At 38.0% G+C, this 15,946-nt stretch carries 13 protein-coding genes and 1 pseudogene; 5 read left to right on the top strand and 9 right to left on the bottom strand.

Going from position 1 to position 15,946, the window contains the following annotated elements; translation table 11 throughout:
- Window positions 1-134: 134 nt before the first annotated feature.
- The 4 genes from DWW91_RS14785 to DWW91_RS14770 all read left to right on the top strand — a co-directional run bounded on the left by DWW91_RS14785 (window position 135) and on the right by DWW91_RS14770 (window position 4,053).
- Window positions 135-1,439: a hypothetical protein gene (locus tag DWW91_RS14785; protein WP_122328193.1), complete on the top strand. Its 1,305-nt coding sequence runs from the start codon at window positions 135-137 to the stop codon at window positions 1,437-1,439.
- A 12-nt stretch (window positions 1,440-1,451) separates the two neighbouring features.
- On the top strand, window positions 1,452-1,775 hold the full coding sequence (locus DWW91_RS14780; RefSeq protein ID WP_233584496.1) for a hypothetical protein: 324 nt from the start codon (window positions 1,452-1,454) through the stop codon (window positions 1,773-1,775).
- A 157-nt stretch (window positions 1,776-1,932) separates the two neighbouring features.
- Window positions 1,933-3,081 carry a 6-bladed beta-propeller gene (locus tag DWW91_RS14775; protein ID WP_232312495.1) on the top strand — a complete coding sequence of 383 codons (1,149 nt, stop codon included), beginning with the start codon at window positions 1,933-1,935 and terminating at the stop codon, window positions 3,079-3,081.
- A gap of 369 nt (window positions 3,082-3,450) precedes the next feature.
- Entirely contained in the window at window positions 3,451-4,053 is a 603-nt protein-coding gene (locus DWW91_RS14770) for an RNA polymerase sigma-70 factor (RefSeq protein ID WP_046145409.1), read from the top strand.
- Window positions 4,054-4,159: 106 nt separating this feature from the next.
- Here the strand turns inward: DWW91_RS14770 and DWW91_RS14765 are convergent, their stop codons facing one another.
- Both DWW91_RS14765 and DWW91_RS14760 read right to left on the bottom strand, forming a co-directional pair.
- Window positions 4,160-5,458, bottom strand: coding sequence for an outer membrane beta-barrel protein (locus DWW91_RS14765; protein ID WP_122328166.1), 1,299 nt, complete (start codon window positions 5,456-5,458; stop codon window positions 4,160-4,162).
- Window positions 5,455-6,006 carry an RNA polymerase sigma factor gene (locus DWW91_RS14760; protein ID WP_007655089.1) on the bottom strand — a complete coding sequence of 184 codons (552 nt, stop codon included), beginning with the start codon at window positions 6,004-6,006 and terminating at the stop codon, window positions 5,455-5,457. Before DWW91_RS14760 ends, DWW91_RS14765 begins: the two co-directional genes overlap by 4 nt.
- Before the next feature lie 250 nt (window positions 6,007-6,256).
- Between DWW91_RS14760 and DWW91_RS14755 the strand changes: the two are divergent.
- Window positions 6,257-6,655, top strand: a pseudogene (locus DWW91_RS14755) (DUF302 domain-containing protein); the annotation flags it as partial.
- 61 nt (window positions 6,656-6,716) lie between these two features.
- Here the strand turns inward: DWW91_RS14755 and lepB are convergent.
- The 7 genes from lepB to DWW91_RS14720 all read right to left on the bottom strand — a co-directional run bounded on the left by lepB (window position 6,717) and on the right by DWW91_RS14720 (window position 15,942).
- Complete coding sequence (gene lepB / locus DWW91_RS14750) at window positions 6,717-7,394, bottom strand: signal peptidase I (RefSeq protein WP_122328165.1); 678 nt, start codon at window positions 7,392-7,394, stop codon at window positions 6,717-6,719.
- Between the two features lie 25 nt (window positions 7,395-7,419).
- Window positions 7,420-7,923, bottom strand: coding sequence for a 6-bladed beta-propeller (locus tag DWW91_RS14745; RefSeq protein ID WP_122328164.1), 504 nt, complete (start codon window positions 7,921-7,923; stop codon window positions 7,420-7,422).
- Between the two features lie 27 nt (window positions 7,924-7,950).
- Window positions 7,951-8,556, bottom strand: coding sequence for a hypothetical protein (locus DWW91_RS14740; protein ID WP_122328163.1), 606 nt, complete (start codon window positions 8,554-8,556; stop codon window positions 7,951-7,953).
- A gap of 4 nt (window positions 8,557-8,560) precedes the next feature.
- Entirely contained in the window at window positions 8,561-9,757 is a 1,197-nt protein-coding gene (locus DWW91_RS14735; RefSeq protein WP_122328162.1) for a 6-bladed beta-propeller, read from the bottom strand.
- 106 nt (window positions 9,758-9,863) lie between these two features.
- Complete coding sequence (locus tag DWW91_RS14730) at window positions 9,864-10,295, bottom strand: hypothetical protein (RefSeq protein ID WP_122328161.1); 432 nt, start codon at window positions 10,293-10,295, stop codon at window positions 9,864-9,866.
- Between the two features lie 17 nt (window positions 10,296-10,312).
- Window positions 10,313-11,602 (bottom strand): hypothetical protein, encoded by a 1,290-nt coding sequence (locus tag DWW91_RS14725; protein ID WP_122328160.1) that lies wholly within the window; start codon window positions 11,600-11,602, stop codon window positions 10,313-10,315.
- 734 nt (window positions 11,603-12,336) lie between these two features.
- Window positions 12,337-15,942: a glycoside hydrolase family 38 C-terminal domain-containing protein gene (locus DWW91_RS14720; RefSeq protein WP_122328159.1), complete on the bottom strand. Its 3,606-nt coding sequence runs from the start codon at window positions 15,940-15,942 to the stop codon at window positions 12,337-12,339.
- Window positions 15,943-15,946 lie beyond the last annotated feature (4 nt).

Raw genomic sequence — 15,946 nt, 5'->3', positions numbered from 1 at the left:
TATTTCATTGTAACCATTTGCATCCTCCAATTTATTTTGATGAAAAAGTAAAAATATTTCATTTTTTAGCTAGGGTAAAATCCAAAAAAGTTGTTCCTCTTGTAAAAGCAATCCTTGTAAACTTTAAATATTGTATGAAAAAAAACACTACATTCGACACTGTTTGGCCTTATCTGATGCTCATATCAATAGTTATATTGGTATATTGCCCAGTAATAAACCATAATTTTCTGTATCAATGGGATGATCAATGGGTTGTGATGAATCATTACACCACAGGAGGAATAAATATTAATAATTTATGGTATATACTAACTGATTTTTACCATGGCCAATATGCTCCTTTTAATGAATTGAATTACTTGTTGTTACATACTTTATTTGGTTATGATTCTTCATTTTTTCATCTTACCAGTCTATGCTGGCATTTAGCTAATGTTTGTTTAGTTTATCGATTCTTTATTATGCTATTGAGTAAGAGTAATGTCTACATTGAGTATAATATTAGAATTATAGCCTTTTTCACCGCATTACTATGGGGAATTCACCCGGTCAATGTAGAATCTGTAGCATGGCTTAGTGCCTCCAAAGTTTTAATATATACGTTTTTTTATTTGCTGTCTTTACTTTGTTATCTAAAATATGTGCAAAATCGACGAAACACATATTTTCTGTTAACTCTGTTTTTCTTTATCTGTTCGTTCTTAGGAAAAGAACAGGCTGTCACATTACCGGTTTGTTTACTTCTCATAGATTATTTTGTCGGCAGAGATTTTCATAATAGAGAACTATGGGTAGAAAAAATCTCTTTTTTCTCTTTGTCTTTATTAGGAGGGATTCTAACAATCCTTTCACAAGGAAGCGAAGGAGAGGAACTTATTTATTCGTTGGATTACCGAATTCTATTTGCCTGCTATACAACATTCGAATATATGGTTAAATCATTTTTACCTGTAAATTTATCATACATATATCCATTCCCTGTATTACCGGAAGAGTCTATTCCTTTACGTTTATGGTTTTATCCTATTATAGTGTTGACAGGATCTGGAATGTTATTTGTTTACAGGAAAAATAAAATTGTAATGTTTTCCATTTTATTTCTGGTTCTACATGTTGCAGTAGCCTTACATCTAATTTCAATATCCCGTTTTACCATAGTAGCTGACCGCTATCTTTATTTAGGATGCATAGGAACTTCTTTTTTAACAGTTTGGATTTTTTTTCATTTTATTCAAGCCTTATCAGAGAAATGGAAAAGGTTACTTATTTCGGCTTGTTTTGCTTTATATCTAATTTATTTAGGTACTTACTGTTTCTCCTACACAAAAGACTGGAAAGACACAGATACATTAAAAAGTCATGTTAGAAAACAAATTAAAAATAGAGAAAACAGTTCTCCTTTAAAAAAGCATGGAGAACCATTCAATAATAACTAATAAATAATTGTTATGAAAAAGAAAAAAGTATTTGTAACATTAGGAGCAATAGTTCTAATGTTAGGTTTAGTAATGAATGTTCAGTATGCACTAGCTGATTATGGTATTGAAACTAACTCTTTGCCAATTATGGTATTGGCTCAATCTGGAGGAGGAGGTAGTTCCAGTTCAAGCGATTATGGACATCAACGTAAAGAAGGGATAAAGTGTAGTATTGAAACGGTTTATGGGAGTACTACTACAATTAAGACTACCACAGGAGAACATTACTGGTGTGATGGAAGCAATTTGATTGAGAGATGTGTGAATTATAATCCATGTGATGGATTTTATTAAAAAATTAACAGTTCCGCCGATGGAAATACCCCATCGGCGGAACTTTGCAAATGTTGAATTACTCATATATAAAGTTATGAATAAATATTGTGTTCTATTTTGTATAGTGATATTATTTTTGTTTTCTTGTAAAAGAGAAAAGGATAAATCTGTGATTATGGAGAAAGATCAGCCTGAAGTATCTATATTTGCTCCATCACTGGAAAATGTAAAAGAAATAAAATTGAATCCTCATGGAAAAGGTTATTTCTATGATGAATTGATAGATAGTGTTTCTTTCGTAAAACTGGAGACTACGGATGAGAACCTGATTGGTCATATAAACTATTTATTATTTACAAAAGATAATATTATTGCGGTGGACAGAGGAAACTCAAAGACAGTCACTGTTTATGATAAACAAGGACGGTTTTTGAACAAAATTTCACGCTTGGGACAAGCCCCGGACGAATATGCATTTTTAAGCTATGTGACCTTAACTCCTGATAGTTCTCAAGTGGTAATCATGGATACAGGGAATATGACTCTGAAATATTTTTATCTTAATGACAATGGAGGGCAATTAACAGGCTCTTCTTTAGCAAAAACAGAACATCGTCCCTATACATTCTCTAATATGGAATTTATAACGGATCAGCTTGTGATTGGATATTATGATGCAGGAAATGAAATTCCAGGCACACCGGATAAACCGACATTTATAATAACGGATTTGAATGGAAAAGTATATTATTCACAATACAAAAGTTATTATAGTAATAAATTCCACTATTCCACAGGGTATCCCCTTCATCGATTTGGCTCAAATATTTATTTTAATCCTCCTTTCAATGATACTATATTTGAAGTTAACAAAAATAGTTTTAAAGCAAAATATGCATTTAATATAGCAGGGGGTAACCATTTACATATCGATGAGACAACAACTGATGACGATTTTAGAGAACAAATGAGAAACATCGATTATTTCAATAGTCATTTTATTGATTTAAAAGATGTCGCTGTTTTTCATTACATGAGTAATGTCGATTATTTAACATGGGGAGTATATGTAAAATCAGAGGATAGAACCTATGAAAACAATGGGAAATGCAAAAATCCACTATTTAGCTTTTTTCATATTCCTTGGTTTTATTATGGAGATAATACAATCGTTGTTCCGGTTAGTGCCAGCAAGATTGTGGGAGCTAGAAATGATATACTCCAAAAATGCGATTCAAAGTTAGCTGAATTATTATTAGATGGTCTTACGGAAGATGATAATCCGATCTTATTATTTTATCACATGAAAACGAAAATGCAATAAATTGAGCAGAAACTAAAGAATTTCATATCTTCTGTTTATATTTGCAAATGATATGCAGACAGGCAAAGCGTTGCCGGATGCAACTTATTAGCAAAACATAAGCGTTTAAAGATATTATCCTGTATCTGAAATCTCGACAATTTCAACAACTCTGGATAATAGACAACAAAACGCTCATGTTCTTTTCCTTGTTATACACTGACAGGTATGTTATATACTTGTGTATTCAGGATAAAGAGCGTGAGTCTGTTGTTTATATCAGAGTTGTGGGCAGTCGAGAGCCTCAGATCCAGATATATCAACAGTTCTCACGCTTCCTTTATACAAACCATCCACTTCGGGAACTGATGGATAAAACTCCATTGGACTATGGGCCGATCTTTTCTGATACAGCAACTAAAGAATGGCAATGAAAAAGCCTTTGAACAGATAGTTAAATCTTACTGGCCTCGTTTATATGCATTTACCAATATTTATGTGATAAACAAAGAGGCAGCAAAAGAAATTGTACAGGATACCTTTCTGGTCCTTTGGGATCAAAGAAAGATTCTGGATGATAATACCTGCCTGATCACTTATCTGATGGTTGTCAGCCGTAATAAATGCCTAAACTATCTGAAAAGCCTGCAACTAAATACAATACCGATAGATGATCTGAATGAATATACCGTTTATCAAAGGAGCAATATATATGTCCTTGAAGATGATTCACTGGAAATACTTATTACAAAGGAACTGAACCAGGCAATAGCAATCTCATTAGAAAAATTGCCAATGCGGACCAGAGAGATTTTTATGCTAAGCCGATACAGCGGTCTTAGAAATAAAGAAATTGCAGATCAACTGGAAATTTCAACAAAAAATGTTGAATACCATATCAACAACGCTTTAAAACAACTGAAATGTGATCTTATGCAGGACTATTTTACTGTTGCCATCTGCATTCTCCAATTTATTTGGATGAAAAAATAAACGTAACTTAATATTAGATATACACATATAAAAGAAAGAGCAGAGCCTCCCGTCGGAAACTCTGCTCATCTTTTTTCCTGTACAGGAAATCAACATCACCTAGTCATCAAAAAGCAAATCTCACGCCGAACTGTACCGATGCACAGAGTGGCTGCTCTTTCCGGATCGTCTCAACCACACTCTTATCATCAAAATAATAGGCGATACCGGGTTCGGCATAGATACTAACGGGTTTTGCTATATCATATTGTACGCCAAGAGCTGCTAAAGCAGAAAACTGTACTTTATCAACATCAAGGTCTGTCTTACTTTTACGCTGACGGACGTTATTCAGATAATAATCCGTATTCAGACTGCCATCCACACACATCTCCGCCATAGCACCGGCAGAAGCATAGAATGACAAACGGTCTTTCTTCCAGATCGTATAATTCACCTTCAAAGGTATTCCCAGATAATGCAGGCGTTGTTCCTGTTTATAGAAATCACCTTCACCGGCGGTCAACTCCGAAGAAAGGAAGGTATAAATCAACCCGCTCTCCAAAGACAACCGGTCGCTTATCCGCTTCTTAACCGAAAGGCCGGCAGACAAAGGATATCTGTGCTTCATCTTCGTTCCGGTCGATTTCTGATAATTCGCAGCGGCAATCTTCTCAAACATTGTAAAGTCTGCCGGATCCCCGAAGTTAGGAGCATTCGACGCCACATCTTTCATGTAGTCGTCAAATGTCCCTGAACCCGGGTTATTATTCACACTTACATCCGAACGGGTTGCCGCATTAAACATCTGCAATCCTCCTGTGGCAGAGGAATAGCGGTCAAACATATTCCCGGCATACAAACTAAAACTCCATCCTTTAGCAGAAGGAGCCGGTTCCACCGGTAACGGCTCGTAACTCTTCTCCGGAACATATTCGTACTGCCCGCTTTCCACTACGGAACGGTTATTGTACGAATTACTTTCCGTCGCATGCTCTTCTCCTATCTCCGCATGAAAATAAGCGGAAATAGACATGTAAACCTCCGATACTACCTGCGACAAGTCTGGCAACTGCGGTTCAGCCGTTTTCACTGTAGCCGCCAGTTTTTTCACTACCGGTTGCGGTTTGATCGGCTCTAACGGTACAACCGGAGCAGACGGAGTCTCCACTTTTTCCGCAGGAAGAACGATATCCGACAAGACCGGCTCTATCTCTTTATCTATCCCCATAAAGTAAAGAGCAGAACCTAAAACTGCCAAAAAAGACACTGCTGCCGCCAACCAACGATAAGGGAAGCGACGAACTTCAGCAGGAGCCGGAGCGAACGCAGCTTCCAGCCTCTCCCAGCCATCCTCCGGCAACGGCAGACGGTATTCAACCGACCGATTCCGGTATTCCTCTATTAATTTATCTTCCATTTTCATCTTCCGGCTTGTTTCTGAATGTAATCGTTTACTTTCTTTACCAGCATTGCTTTTGCCCGGCATAGTTGTGACGATGATGATCGTTCGTTTATATGCAGAAGCTCGGCAATCTCTTTATGACTTCGTTCTTCAAATGTATATAAGTTAAACACGGTGCGATATCCCGTTGGTAACTCCTGGACGAATTGCATCAGGACCGACGTCGGGATCTGTTCGATCTCCTCCGGAGGCTCTTCTTCTGTTTCAGCAATAATATCAAGGGGGACTACTTGTTTGAGGACATCCTTTTTCCGAAGGTACTCCAACGCCGTATTTACAAATATACGGCTCATCCACGCTTTCAAACTCCCTTCTCCGCGATACGAAAAACTTGAGCAAGAGGAGAATACTTTCAAGAATCCGTCATGCAACAGATCGTAAGCTACGTCCATACCTCCTGTGTACCGGAAGCAAATGCTTAACATTTGTTCCGCATAAGTATCGTAGAGTTCTTTACGGGCTGCATTCACACCCCGCATACACTGCTTTATCAGTTCTGCTTCACCCATCAACGCCGCGCGTGTTTATTATATAAATGTAATGACTGCGGGAATACTGCATGCAATTTCAAAAATTTTCTGCCAAAGTAGTAAAATAATACGGAAAATTGACAAATCAACAGGCAAAACTGTTATCTTACAAAGCATCTCATTCCGCTATTTTTGTAAAATAATGATCTATAATAAAAGGTGTAACATGAGAAAGTATTTATCTATTCTGGCAGGGCTCCTGTTTGCAGGAGTGGTGCTGGCACAAAAAGGAGCAAATAATATGAATAATCAGGCAAGCAAATTCAGTGTAGACGAAACGATGGGACGGATCGAGCAAATCCTTCAGAAAATGGATATCCCGGTATTCGCCAAATTCGATCATCAGAAAAACGCAGAAGAAGTAGGGTTAGATTTACGCCCGAACCAGGTTATTGTCTTCGGATCTCCGAAGGTAGGAACAAAGTTGATGCAGGAAAACCCGGCCATCTCCATCGAGTTACCCCTTAAAATTTCTGTTTGGGAAGACAAGAACGGCAAAGTATGGACTTCTTTCCCTCAAATGGAACACTTGGCATCGGAATATGGGTTGGAAAAAGAACCGGTTATCGGGAAGATGCAGGAATTACTGGAAAAGATTGTCAATCAATCGACCGATAACAATAAGTAATGAACAAAAGGCCCTTCTCTCCCGTACTTGACTGTTGTAATGTCAAGTACGGGCAAACATCTCAATGCAAACGATGAAACAATCTGAAAAAGCGAAATCTACAAAATTCCTTCTGATCACAATCGATCGAAAACAACACACGGTCAACCTTTCCAACCACAGAACTCTCCGGAATATAACCAAACGATCTACTGTCGTAAGATTCGGAGGAATTATCCCCTAACACAAAATAATAATTCTGCTTTACCCGGTAACAGGAATCACCCCTACTATTTATATAGATGTTATTTTTCCTCATAAAGGAAGAGACATACTCATTATCAAGTATTTTCTTCAAACTCGAATAATTCTCCCTATTAAAAGTAATAGTATCTCCGGCAGAAATAACTCCTGCAACCCTTTTCACCAACAAAATATCAGGTCTTTCAGGACTATTAAAAACAATGATATCAGAGATGCATGGACTTCTAAAACCTTTTATTCTGCGATACCCCCAATTTGTTCCTCTATCTTTTTCCCATAAAGTCCTGTTCCATGTAAACACATTTATTAATGGAATATCACTCCAACGAACAGGCAAACGAGCACCATAAGTCAATTTATCTATCCACAACCAATCTCCGATAAGAATTGCAGGCTCCATACTCGAAGACGGCACAAGACAGATCTCTCCTCCAAAAACTCTGAAGAATACACATAAGATTATAAATAGTAGACCTATAACAGATATTCTTTTCATTCTTTCATTTTCAGAGAATATAGAACTAAAATTTTAATTCATAAAAGAACAAGATCGGATTACTGTCTTCTGTCAAGCCTTTGTAAAATTCATCTATTTCCTCTTTCTTTCCAAGCTTGTATAGTTCATCTTTACAGGCAAGAGCAATATCCGAACGAGCATCGACAACTACCGTATTTGTACCTATTTTGTATAAAAAATGGCCCTTCCCATCATAGACTGTTATTGTTTTAGATTTCTCAGCATCTACTATAATAATTTTGTCATCAACAAACAAAATTTGAGAAATACCTCCAACTAGATTATCACCTGTAGTTTCCAACTTCACATAGTTGACTTTAGTCATTAAACTATCGAATGGTAAGCAATCTTTATTTAAGTCAATATTCACCTCTACAGACTTCTGGTGACTTATCATAGAAGCTACTGGAACAGAGTTATCAATCTTTTCCTGAAGTTTCTGAGAAGATTTATGACATGACCCAAAAGAAATAGAGGCCAAAGCAATTCCTAATATAATTTTATTCATCTGTTATATAGTTTTTTGATACAACTTCTATTTAAAATATCTATTTTCTATTAGTTCGAAATAAGTATTTGCAATCTGAGGTTCATATTTGTCTGGGACAAAAACATGACTTGTCCGCATTGTACTATCCAACATAAAGCAATAAGGAAAATTTATCCGCTCACAGAATATCGGCAGTTTATCGACTAGATAAACTGGATATTTAATATTCAAACGATCTACCAATATTTTAAGTGCTTGCCGATTTGGATAAGAAGCGAATAACAGAATTCTTTTGTTGAAAAGATCACTATTATACAATCTCATTACTTTAATCAGCAGAAAGCGAACACATTCTTCACAATTTGTTTCCGCGAATCGAATAATCAAACAAGGCTTATCTGTTAAAATTTCAGACAGACCAACTTTATTCTTATTCAAATCATGAATCACTCTAGTTGTATCTAAAATAGAATTATCATTATAAATACCTATTTTAAAATTATTTTCCAGTACTTCTATTAATCTATCATCCTTTACAGATTGTTTTTCGGCAGTCAACGAAGCTTTATCTTTGAACAGGTTCAAACATATCACACTCAACAATATGTCAACCAAAAGCAAAATGGCAATTATTACTTTCACTTTATACATAAAACTAAAATTTTAATTCATAAAAAAATAAGACAGGATTATTATCCTCTGTCAAATCTTTATAAAACTCATCTATTTCCTCTTTCTTTCCAAGCTTGTATAGTTCATCTTTATAAGCAAGAACAATATCCGAACGAGTATCTACAACTACCGTATTATCACCATAGCGAGCTTTAGGAGCATCAAAAAAACAGAAAAAAGGACTATAACGAATGTCATTACAACAAAAAGTACGCTGTTTAGCATTAGAATAAATACCAAAACGATAACCAGGAAATCCTGATTCAAAAATATGAAATATAGCACCATCCTTTAATTCGATAAAATCACCATTGAAAAATGGGTTATTCCGACGATGCTCTCTCAATAGATCATTTGTTATATCTTCATTTATTATCATTGGTTTAGCTCCTTTTATATTCAGATGATAAGCTAACTCAATACTATTGGAGGTCAATAGATAAATAGAATCTGTATTTGGATTATTGTACAGTACACGATCCTCGAATTTTCGAATCGGTTCGAAAATTGTACTCGTATATTCCTTCCTATAATAACTCTGAAACGCCGAAGAAGAAATATTTCCCAATAAGTCTGTAACTACCAAAAGTGGCTTATAATTCTTATTTTCCCCTGGTATAACAGTCCCTCCTGACCAAAAACCAGCAATCAAATTATCAGTTATAAACTCACAACGACTAAACCAATAAGGTAATTTCACCGATTTCACATAATGCCCATCTATACTATAATATTTTAGACGTCCACTCTTCAAATCTGTTATGACAAGCATTTCTTTCCCCGGAGTAAAAGCTACATGATTCAACGCTCCATACTCCATTGGTCCTTGTCCAAAGGCTCCTATTTTATATAGATAATGGCCTTTTTCATTATAAACTGTAATTGTTTTAGATTGTCCAGCATCTACTATTATGATTTTGTCATCTACAAACAAAAGTTGAGAAATTTCTCCTATAAGATTATCACCTGTAGTTTCCAACTTTACATAGTTTACTTTATTCATCAAGCTATCAAAAGGCAAGCAATCATTGTTCAAATCAATATGAACTTCTATTGGCTTTTCTATATTTCTTAAAAGAGAAATCTCCTCCTTTTTATCAGAAAAATTGGGGGAATTTTTCCTACAAGATGAAAAAATTACAATTAAAGTAAATAAAAATAATAAGATATTTATTTTCATGTTCAATTCATATTATAAATATAATAATTCATATTCAAATTACATCGGACAAGTATTTTTTAAGCTAATTATCAACTCAAAAAACACTTGTCCAAGATAATCTCTATTATCTACAAGGATTAAAGTTTACACAGACTTCTACCATGTTAGTAGCATCTTCACAATATAGCTTTTCGGCATCATACTCTTCTGTTGTTGTTACAGTAGTTGTTGTCGTATTTCCACTAGAACTACCTGTAGTTCCTGAAACTCCAGCAGAAGCACCTCCCATCCCTGCGGAAACACCTCCACCTACAGAAGAAGAATTTCCGGAAGTCGTAGTTGTAACCGTTGTTGTTGTTTTCCCACAGTGGGCAGTCGTTGATTGCTGATGCCCATAAGATTGATCTCCTCCCGAATTACTAGCTTGTGCCAACACAAATAAATTCAATGAGTTACTCTTTAATCCATAATCATCCAGTGCGTATTCAAGATTCAAACCAAGCCCCATTAACAGAGCGACCACACCGACTAAAGAAATAATGTTTTTCTTTTTCATAATGTAAAATATTTATATTAATAATTCGACTCAACCGATTCTGACTGAGCCTGATTTTTCTCTTCTGTTTCTCTCTCTTTCAACAACTCATTGATATGCAGCTTAACAGTCTCTGTATTTTCCCAGCGTGTTGAGTAGATATATGTATATCCTCCCAAATAGAAACTATACATCAAGAAAGCGACAAGTGCCCCCTTCCATTTATACGTATTCCCCCATTTACTTTTTAACCGGACGAGCATGACCACAACTAAAAAGATTATTCCAATATTACTCATGTAAGAATACCGGTCTGCCACTATGGCTTGTCTGGATGTGGAAATAATATTTAAAGCAACCAATAGGTGAATGACAAAGAAACATGCACCAAAAAGTAATAACTTATTTTTCCTATTAACCCATAACCAGGAAATTATACAGATCACCAACAATGGATAAATCCAAAACCTTACAGGTAAACTCTCTTCGGGAAGAATCGGAAACGGATATAAATAATTTAACCCGATGGGGAATAACGACTTTGTTAAATATTCAAAGAGTGTATAACAGGCCAAAACAATACGTTGTCCGAATGGAAAAACAGGAGCATCTCCTCCCCCAGCCTGAGAGAGGATCGTAATTATTCCAAAAAACAAAGACAATATGAAAAATGGGAGTTTCTCAACCCATAATGCCTTTTCTTTCAAATTCCGATGGCAAAACCAGTCTATGAGTATCAATAACAAAGGAAGTGTAACAGCCTGCTCCTTCGCCAGAAACGAAACGGCAAATAAAAAAAGAGTCAGCAGATAATCCTTTTCCTTCATCGTTTTAATATACCGTAGATAGCAAATGACAGCCAATAAATAGAAAAAACTATATATCAAAATCTTCACAGCACTGACCCATGCTACAGACTCTACATTAAACGGATGAATAGAAAAAATAAACGCAGTCAAAAAGGCAATCAGATGAATCTCTTTATTTGAAAAATGGCCATGTGTTTTTAATAACTCTACAATAAACAGTCCGGTCAGACAAACACACCCTAAATGCCAACACAGATTCGCCAAATGAAACCAAAAAGGATTATAACCGAAGAAAGTATATAACGTGAGAAAATTCATCTCCATGACAGGAGCATACTGTCCTGCATGGAAATCAGTACAAATATGCCACAGATTATTCCAACTCCAACCTCCGACAGTATACTGATTCATTACGATAACCTGATCATCCCAATAATAAAGGAAATCAGCTTGAAGAACTTTAAAATAAACAAGTACACAGACTAACAGTAAAAGACAAAAGGCTATTCTTCTTTTCATAACAGATTTTTTAATTATATGAATCTGAAGAAGAACAACTTTTTCTCAATTTACCCTAGCTGAAAAAACGAAAAAATGAGTATTACATGAATAAAATATAAGCACGCCCATATCAGAGCAAAGGATAGTAGAAAAAACACTATTATTTCCGGATTCAAATACAATTGTATTTGTAACTAAATACTTAAGTATTTGAAATCAAAAACAACTGTTTTCTGAGTTAAATTGAATATAGCATGAATCCGTTTGTTAGTTGGCTCCACCTCTCTATGTTATTGCATGCTATTGCTTTCAGCTTTCAGTCAGCTACGAATGGAGTGTTTTTCAAAATATCCGGCTGAAGGGATGAAACTGTGAAAAAATGTATACGAAAATTCAAGGTAAAATAACGACTGGCAAAACATAGGACTTTTGTCTTCAAAACATATATGTTTCGTTATCAAAAGTCCTGACTTAACATTTCGAAACACCTATGCTTTACCAGCGGACTACTATCCGTAGATAAATGGATAACTATTGGTAGACGAACGAATAACCAGCCATCGGCATTTTAAAAGCCTAAACATACAACCCTTCATTTCAGTTCTTTATTTTTCAAGGCTGCCATGCGAATAAAACCTGAAAGGAGAAGTGTACAAACTTTTTCGGAGAGCAAAAAAAGCGTCTGAATCAGAATAAAATCCGATTCAGACGCTTTAGTTTAATAAATTAATTATGTTTTGTCAGACAATCCGTCAATAAACCTCCAACTCATAAATACGGGCGTCACGACTACCTGTATCCTGCGACGGCTGGGCGATCAACAAACGGATATAACGGACTGATTCCGGCTTTGTAAGCAAACCGGTTACCTCATTCTTACGGTTGTCATCCAGGCGTCCTAATGTTTTCCATTCTTCCGACAAACTGTTCTTTCCCTGGAGGAAACAAGTACGGGTCACATAAGAATGGCTTTCCTGTCCGGCATTCACCAGCTTCCAACCGCTGACATTCTTTGTTTCACCCAGATCGAAGTCTGCATAATTAGGCACCCCGGTAATATCACACCATTTCGTCTGCGTATCACCGTCGATCATGCATTCGGGAGATTCTTCCTCATTGACGAAACCGGAACAGGCAATCACTTTCGCCCCTTTCATCAGATTGATTTTCGGAGCATTTGCCTTATCGCCCTGCTGAGGTTTCAATGCCGTACGGAATAACCCGGAGGCAGGAGTCACCTGCGGATTCTCTTCTTTCACCACTGTTGCCGCAAATAGCACGATATCTTTATTATCCGGTAAAACCAGTTGGGTCGCCCCTTTGGGAATATCCATACCAAATTTAAACATATAGGTATATTCGTATGCTTCGTCTCCTTCCGGAGCATGGCGGTGAGTTCCGACATAAGCAATTTCTGCCTCTTTCAGGAAACCTTCCGTATGCCCCAGATGTCCCCATTGACCGATAAAGCCGGTATATTCGGGAACTGTTATCGCATGTTCCGTTTTTCCCAGTCTGAAAGTTCCTTCGCTATCACCTTCCCTCGATGCAGCCAGGAAGTAAATACGGTTATAGCTGTCACCTGCCGGTAGCTCTATCGTGTCTCCTTTACAAGTCAAACCGTTTGCAGCTTCTTTTTCACCCAAACTGAAAGGGATGGAGCTGACAACGATCGAATCAGGAAGTAATTCTGCGGCATAAGAGTAACCGGAAGCAAAATCGGCTTCACGACGGAATTCATTCCAACTGACACATTTCTTGTTATAATTCAAAGGCAGACTCGCATATTGCAGTTTGTCGACCGGAACATCCGATGGTTTGAGCTTAACTTTGAACGTCTTCACCGAATTGGGTTTAACAGATACCTGTAACTTATTACCAGTGAAACTAGCTTTACCAATCGTCTTCTCCGTTCCGTCCGCTTCGCTTGCACTGACAATGGCATCGGCAAAAGAAATTTCGGCAGTCTGTTCCTTTACTCCACCGGTTTCATAGACACGAACCACCAATTCGTCGGATACCTGGGCTTTCTTTAATGTCTTGATAACGACACTTGTGTTATCCGAATTGACAAAAGAGAAAGATTTACCCAGACGACCGGCATGTTTGTTGGCGGCAAATGCCATGATCGGTTGGTTCAACTTATCGGCACAGACACCTGTTTGTGCTTTCCCGAATCCTCCCGAATGAGGCAACAGACTATAAGTAAATGTATGATAACCGAAGTCCTGACGATCCTGATAAGCATAACCGCCTTTGGTTTCCGGCGTATGAAGCAAAGTCAACCGGATTGTATGATCATTCGGTTTATCCCAACCGTACTTACTGTCATTCAGGACAGATACACCATAGGAACCGTTTGCATCCGTCAAGTCTGCCCAATACTGTGCATATACTTCATAGGCTGTTTGCGTATTATTTCCTCTTTTAACACTTCCGATACCCAAGTCATAGGTTGCTTCGGGATTTGAGACACTCAACGGGAACTCAGCTTTCAGCAGAGCATTGGTCGACTGCCAGTCTATTTCATTGTAGAAATCAATACGGTCGGCACGGCTACCTTCATACAAACGGATATATTGTTTGAATACGGACTGTCCATGACGTTTCTCTATACAAAGGGATTTCCTCAACTCTCCGTTCTCGATCTGAGAGATCTTTACATCTTCGGTAATAGAGACTGGTTCTTTGTCTATCGTCTCTTTCATAATCTCCCAGGCAGGCCAGTTATACGATTTGTTTTCTGTAAAAAGAGCCAGACGGATCGCTTTACCTTCCTTCACCAGTTCTTTATTGTTCTTTTTATCGAGAAGAGAGACGATATCTCCTTTTCCGTCCAGACGGATCTTATACATGGAGTTTTCCAATGCGTTCGCTTCAACTGAAACCATACGGGTTACCGAACCACCTTCACGAACATCGTAAACGGCATAACCACTTGCCGGAACGGAAGCTGCGATCAACAAGCGGGCTTTCCCTTTTTCATAAGAAAGCATCTGGGCCGCAACTTTCTTTCCTTTATCGTCATAAACGGTAAATCCTTTCGGTGACTTCGGCATATCCAGCACAACTTCCGCCAGGTCGGTTACCGGAAAAGAATGGGCATTGTAAAGTATAACCGGAATACCTTTTACACGGGTATCCAACTGACCGGCAACCGCACTCACAGAAGAAGTCAGTACACCGGCAAACTGTTTTAGAGAGATTAGTTCGTCGTTCCATGAAAATTCATAGGCCCGGGGAATACTTGTACCCGTCAGGTCGTCATGAAACTGGTGAACGATAAAGCGTTTCCAGGCATCAGTCAATGTATTCAACGGATAAGCGGCAGTTCCCAACCAATCTGCGGCAACGGCAGCATTCTCGGCGGCATTTGCCAGTACTTCGTTCTGACGGTTATACAATTTCATGGCAGCTTCCGAGGTATAGCAACCCGTACCGTGCACGTCCATCAACAATTCGCCGTCAAAAACCGGCAGTTCAGGATGTTTGTCATAAGGCATAAAGTCCTTGAACATTTGGTCGCTGGTGGCGCTGATCACTTCCACCGGGCCATCGCCTTTAATACCTTTTTCAACAGAACGGACAGAGGCGAGATTTGGTGAACCGCCCGTATCTCCTGTTCCATAATAACGATAGACGATATTGAAGGGATTACGTTTGCTGAGTTCCAGCAAATAGTTACTTTCGGACAGATCTTCATCTTTCCATCTTCTGCCATAATCATAACCATGAGCCAGCATGATGGAAGCACCGTCCACTCCCTTCCACAAACCGATCATGAAAGGATGTTTGCTTTTTCCGTAAAAGGGATGGTTACGCCAGTCTAGTTTCTGGGAGGAGAAACCGATCAGACCGCAATGGGCAGCGATCGTCGGCAATGTCCAGCCAAAACCAAAACAATCTGGCAGGAAGATATCCGTGCTCTCCACTCCGAACTCTTTCCGGTAATACTCTTGTCCGAGCAGAATGTTGCGGATAAACGACTCGGTAGAAGGCACCAGCACATCCGTTGCATCCCAGCTACTGCCGGAGATATGCCAGCGGCCGTTCCTGATATACTCTTTCATTTCTTCATACTGCGCCGGATAATATTCCTTCATCCAGGCATATTTCACACCACCTTCGAAGTTGAACACATAGTCGGGATAGCGTTTCAGCAGAAACAGATTCTGACTGAGCGTATTCCAAACATACTCTTTGATCGTTGTCTGGATATCCCAGTTCCATTGGGTATCCAGATGAGCGTCGGCTACCATATAGGCCTTCGCCTTTTTGTCTTGTTTGTCGGTTTGGGCAAACGAGGCATTCCCGCCCGATAGGATTGCGAGCGAAAGGATTGCTACTGATAATTTCATTTGT

This window comes from Parabacteroides sp. AF17-3 (assembly GCF_003635445.1).
Lineage (GTDB): Bacteria > Bacteroidota > Bacteroidia > Bacteroidales > Tannerellaceae > Parabacteroides > Parabacteroides goldsteinii.
Note: the sequence above shows the minus strand (reverse complement) of the source record. Positions and strands in the feature narration are given on the sequence as shown.

Coding starts and splice junctions, on each gene's coding strand:
- DWW91_RS14785 (WP_122328193.1), top strand. CDS start 135: ATGAAAAAAAACACTACATTCGACACTGTTTGGCCTTATCTGATGCTC.
- DWW91_RS14780 (WP_233584496.1), top strand. CDS start 1,452: ATGAAAAAGAAAAAAGTATTTGTAACATTAGGAGCAATAGTTCTAATG.
- DWW91_RS14775 (WP_232312495.1), top strand. CDS start 1,933: ATGGAGAAAGATCAGCCTGAAGTATCTATATTTGCTCCATCACTGGAA.
- DWW91_RS14770 (WP_046145409.1), top strand. CDS start 3,451: ATGGGCCGATCTTTTCTGATACAGCAACTAAAGAATGGCAATGAAAAA.
- DWW91_RS14765 (WP_122328166.1), bottom strand. CDS start 5,458: ATGAAAATGGAAGATAAATTAATAGAGGAATACCGGAATCGGTCGGTT.
- DWW91_RS14760 (WP_007655089.1), bottom strand. CDS start 6,006: ATGGGTGAAGCAGAACTGATAAAGCAGTGTATGCGGGGTGTGAATGCA.
- lepB (WP_122328165.1), bottom strand. CDS start 7,394: ATGAAAAGAATATCTGTTATAGGTCTACTATTTATAATCTTATGTGTA.
- DWW91_RS14745 (WP_122328164.1), bottom strand. CDS start 7,923: ATGAATAAAATTATATTAGGAATTGCTTTGGCCTCTATTTCTTTTGGG.
- DWW91_RS14740 (WP_122328163.1), bottom strand. CDS start 8,556: ATGTATAAAGTGAAAGTAATAATTGCCATTTTGCTTTTGGTTGACATA.
- DWW91_RS14735 (WP_122328162.1), bottom strand. CDS start 9,757: ATGAAAATAAATATCTTATTATTTTTATTTACTTTAATTGTAATTTTT.
- DWW91_RS14730 (WP_122328161.1), bottom strand. CDS start 10,295: ATGAAAAAGAAAAACATTATTTCTTTAGTCGGTGTGGTCGCTCTGTTA.
- DWW91_RS14725 (WP_122328160.1), bottom strand. CDS start 11,602: ATGAAAAGAAGAATAGCCTTTTGTCTTTTACTGTTAGTCTGTGTACTT.
- DWW91_RS14720 (WP_122328159.1), bottom strand. CDS start 15,942: ATGAAATTATCAGTAGCAATCCTTTCGCTCGCAATCCTATCGGGCGGG.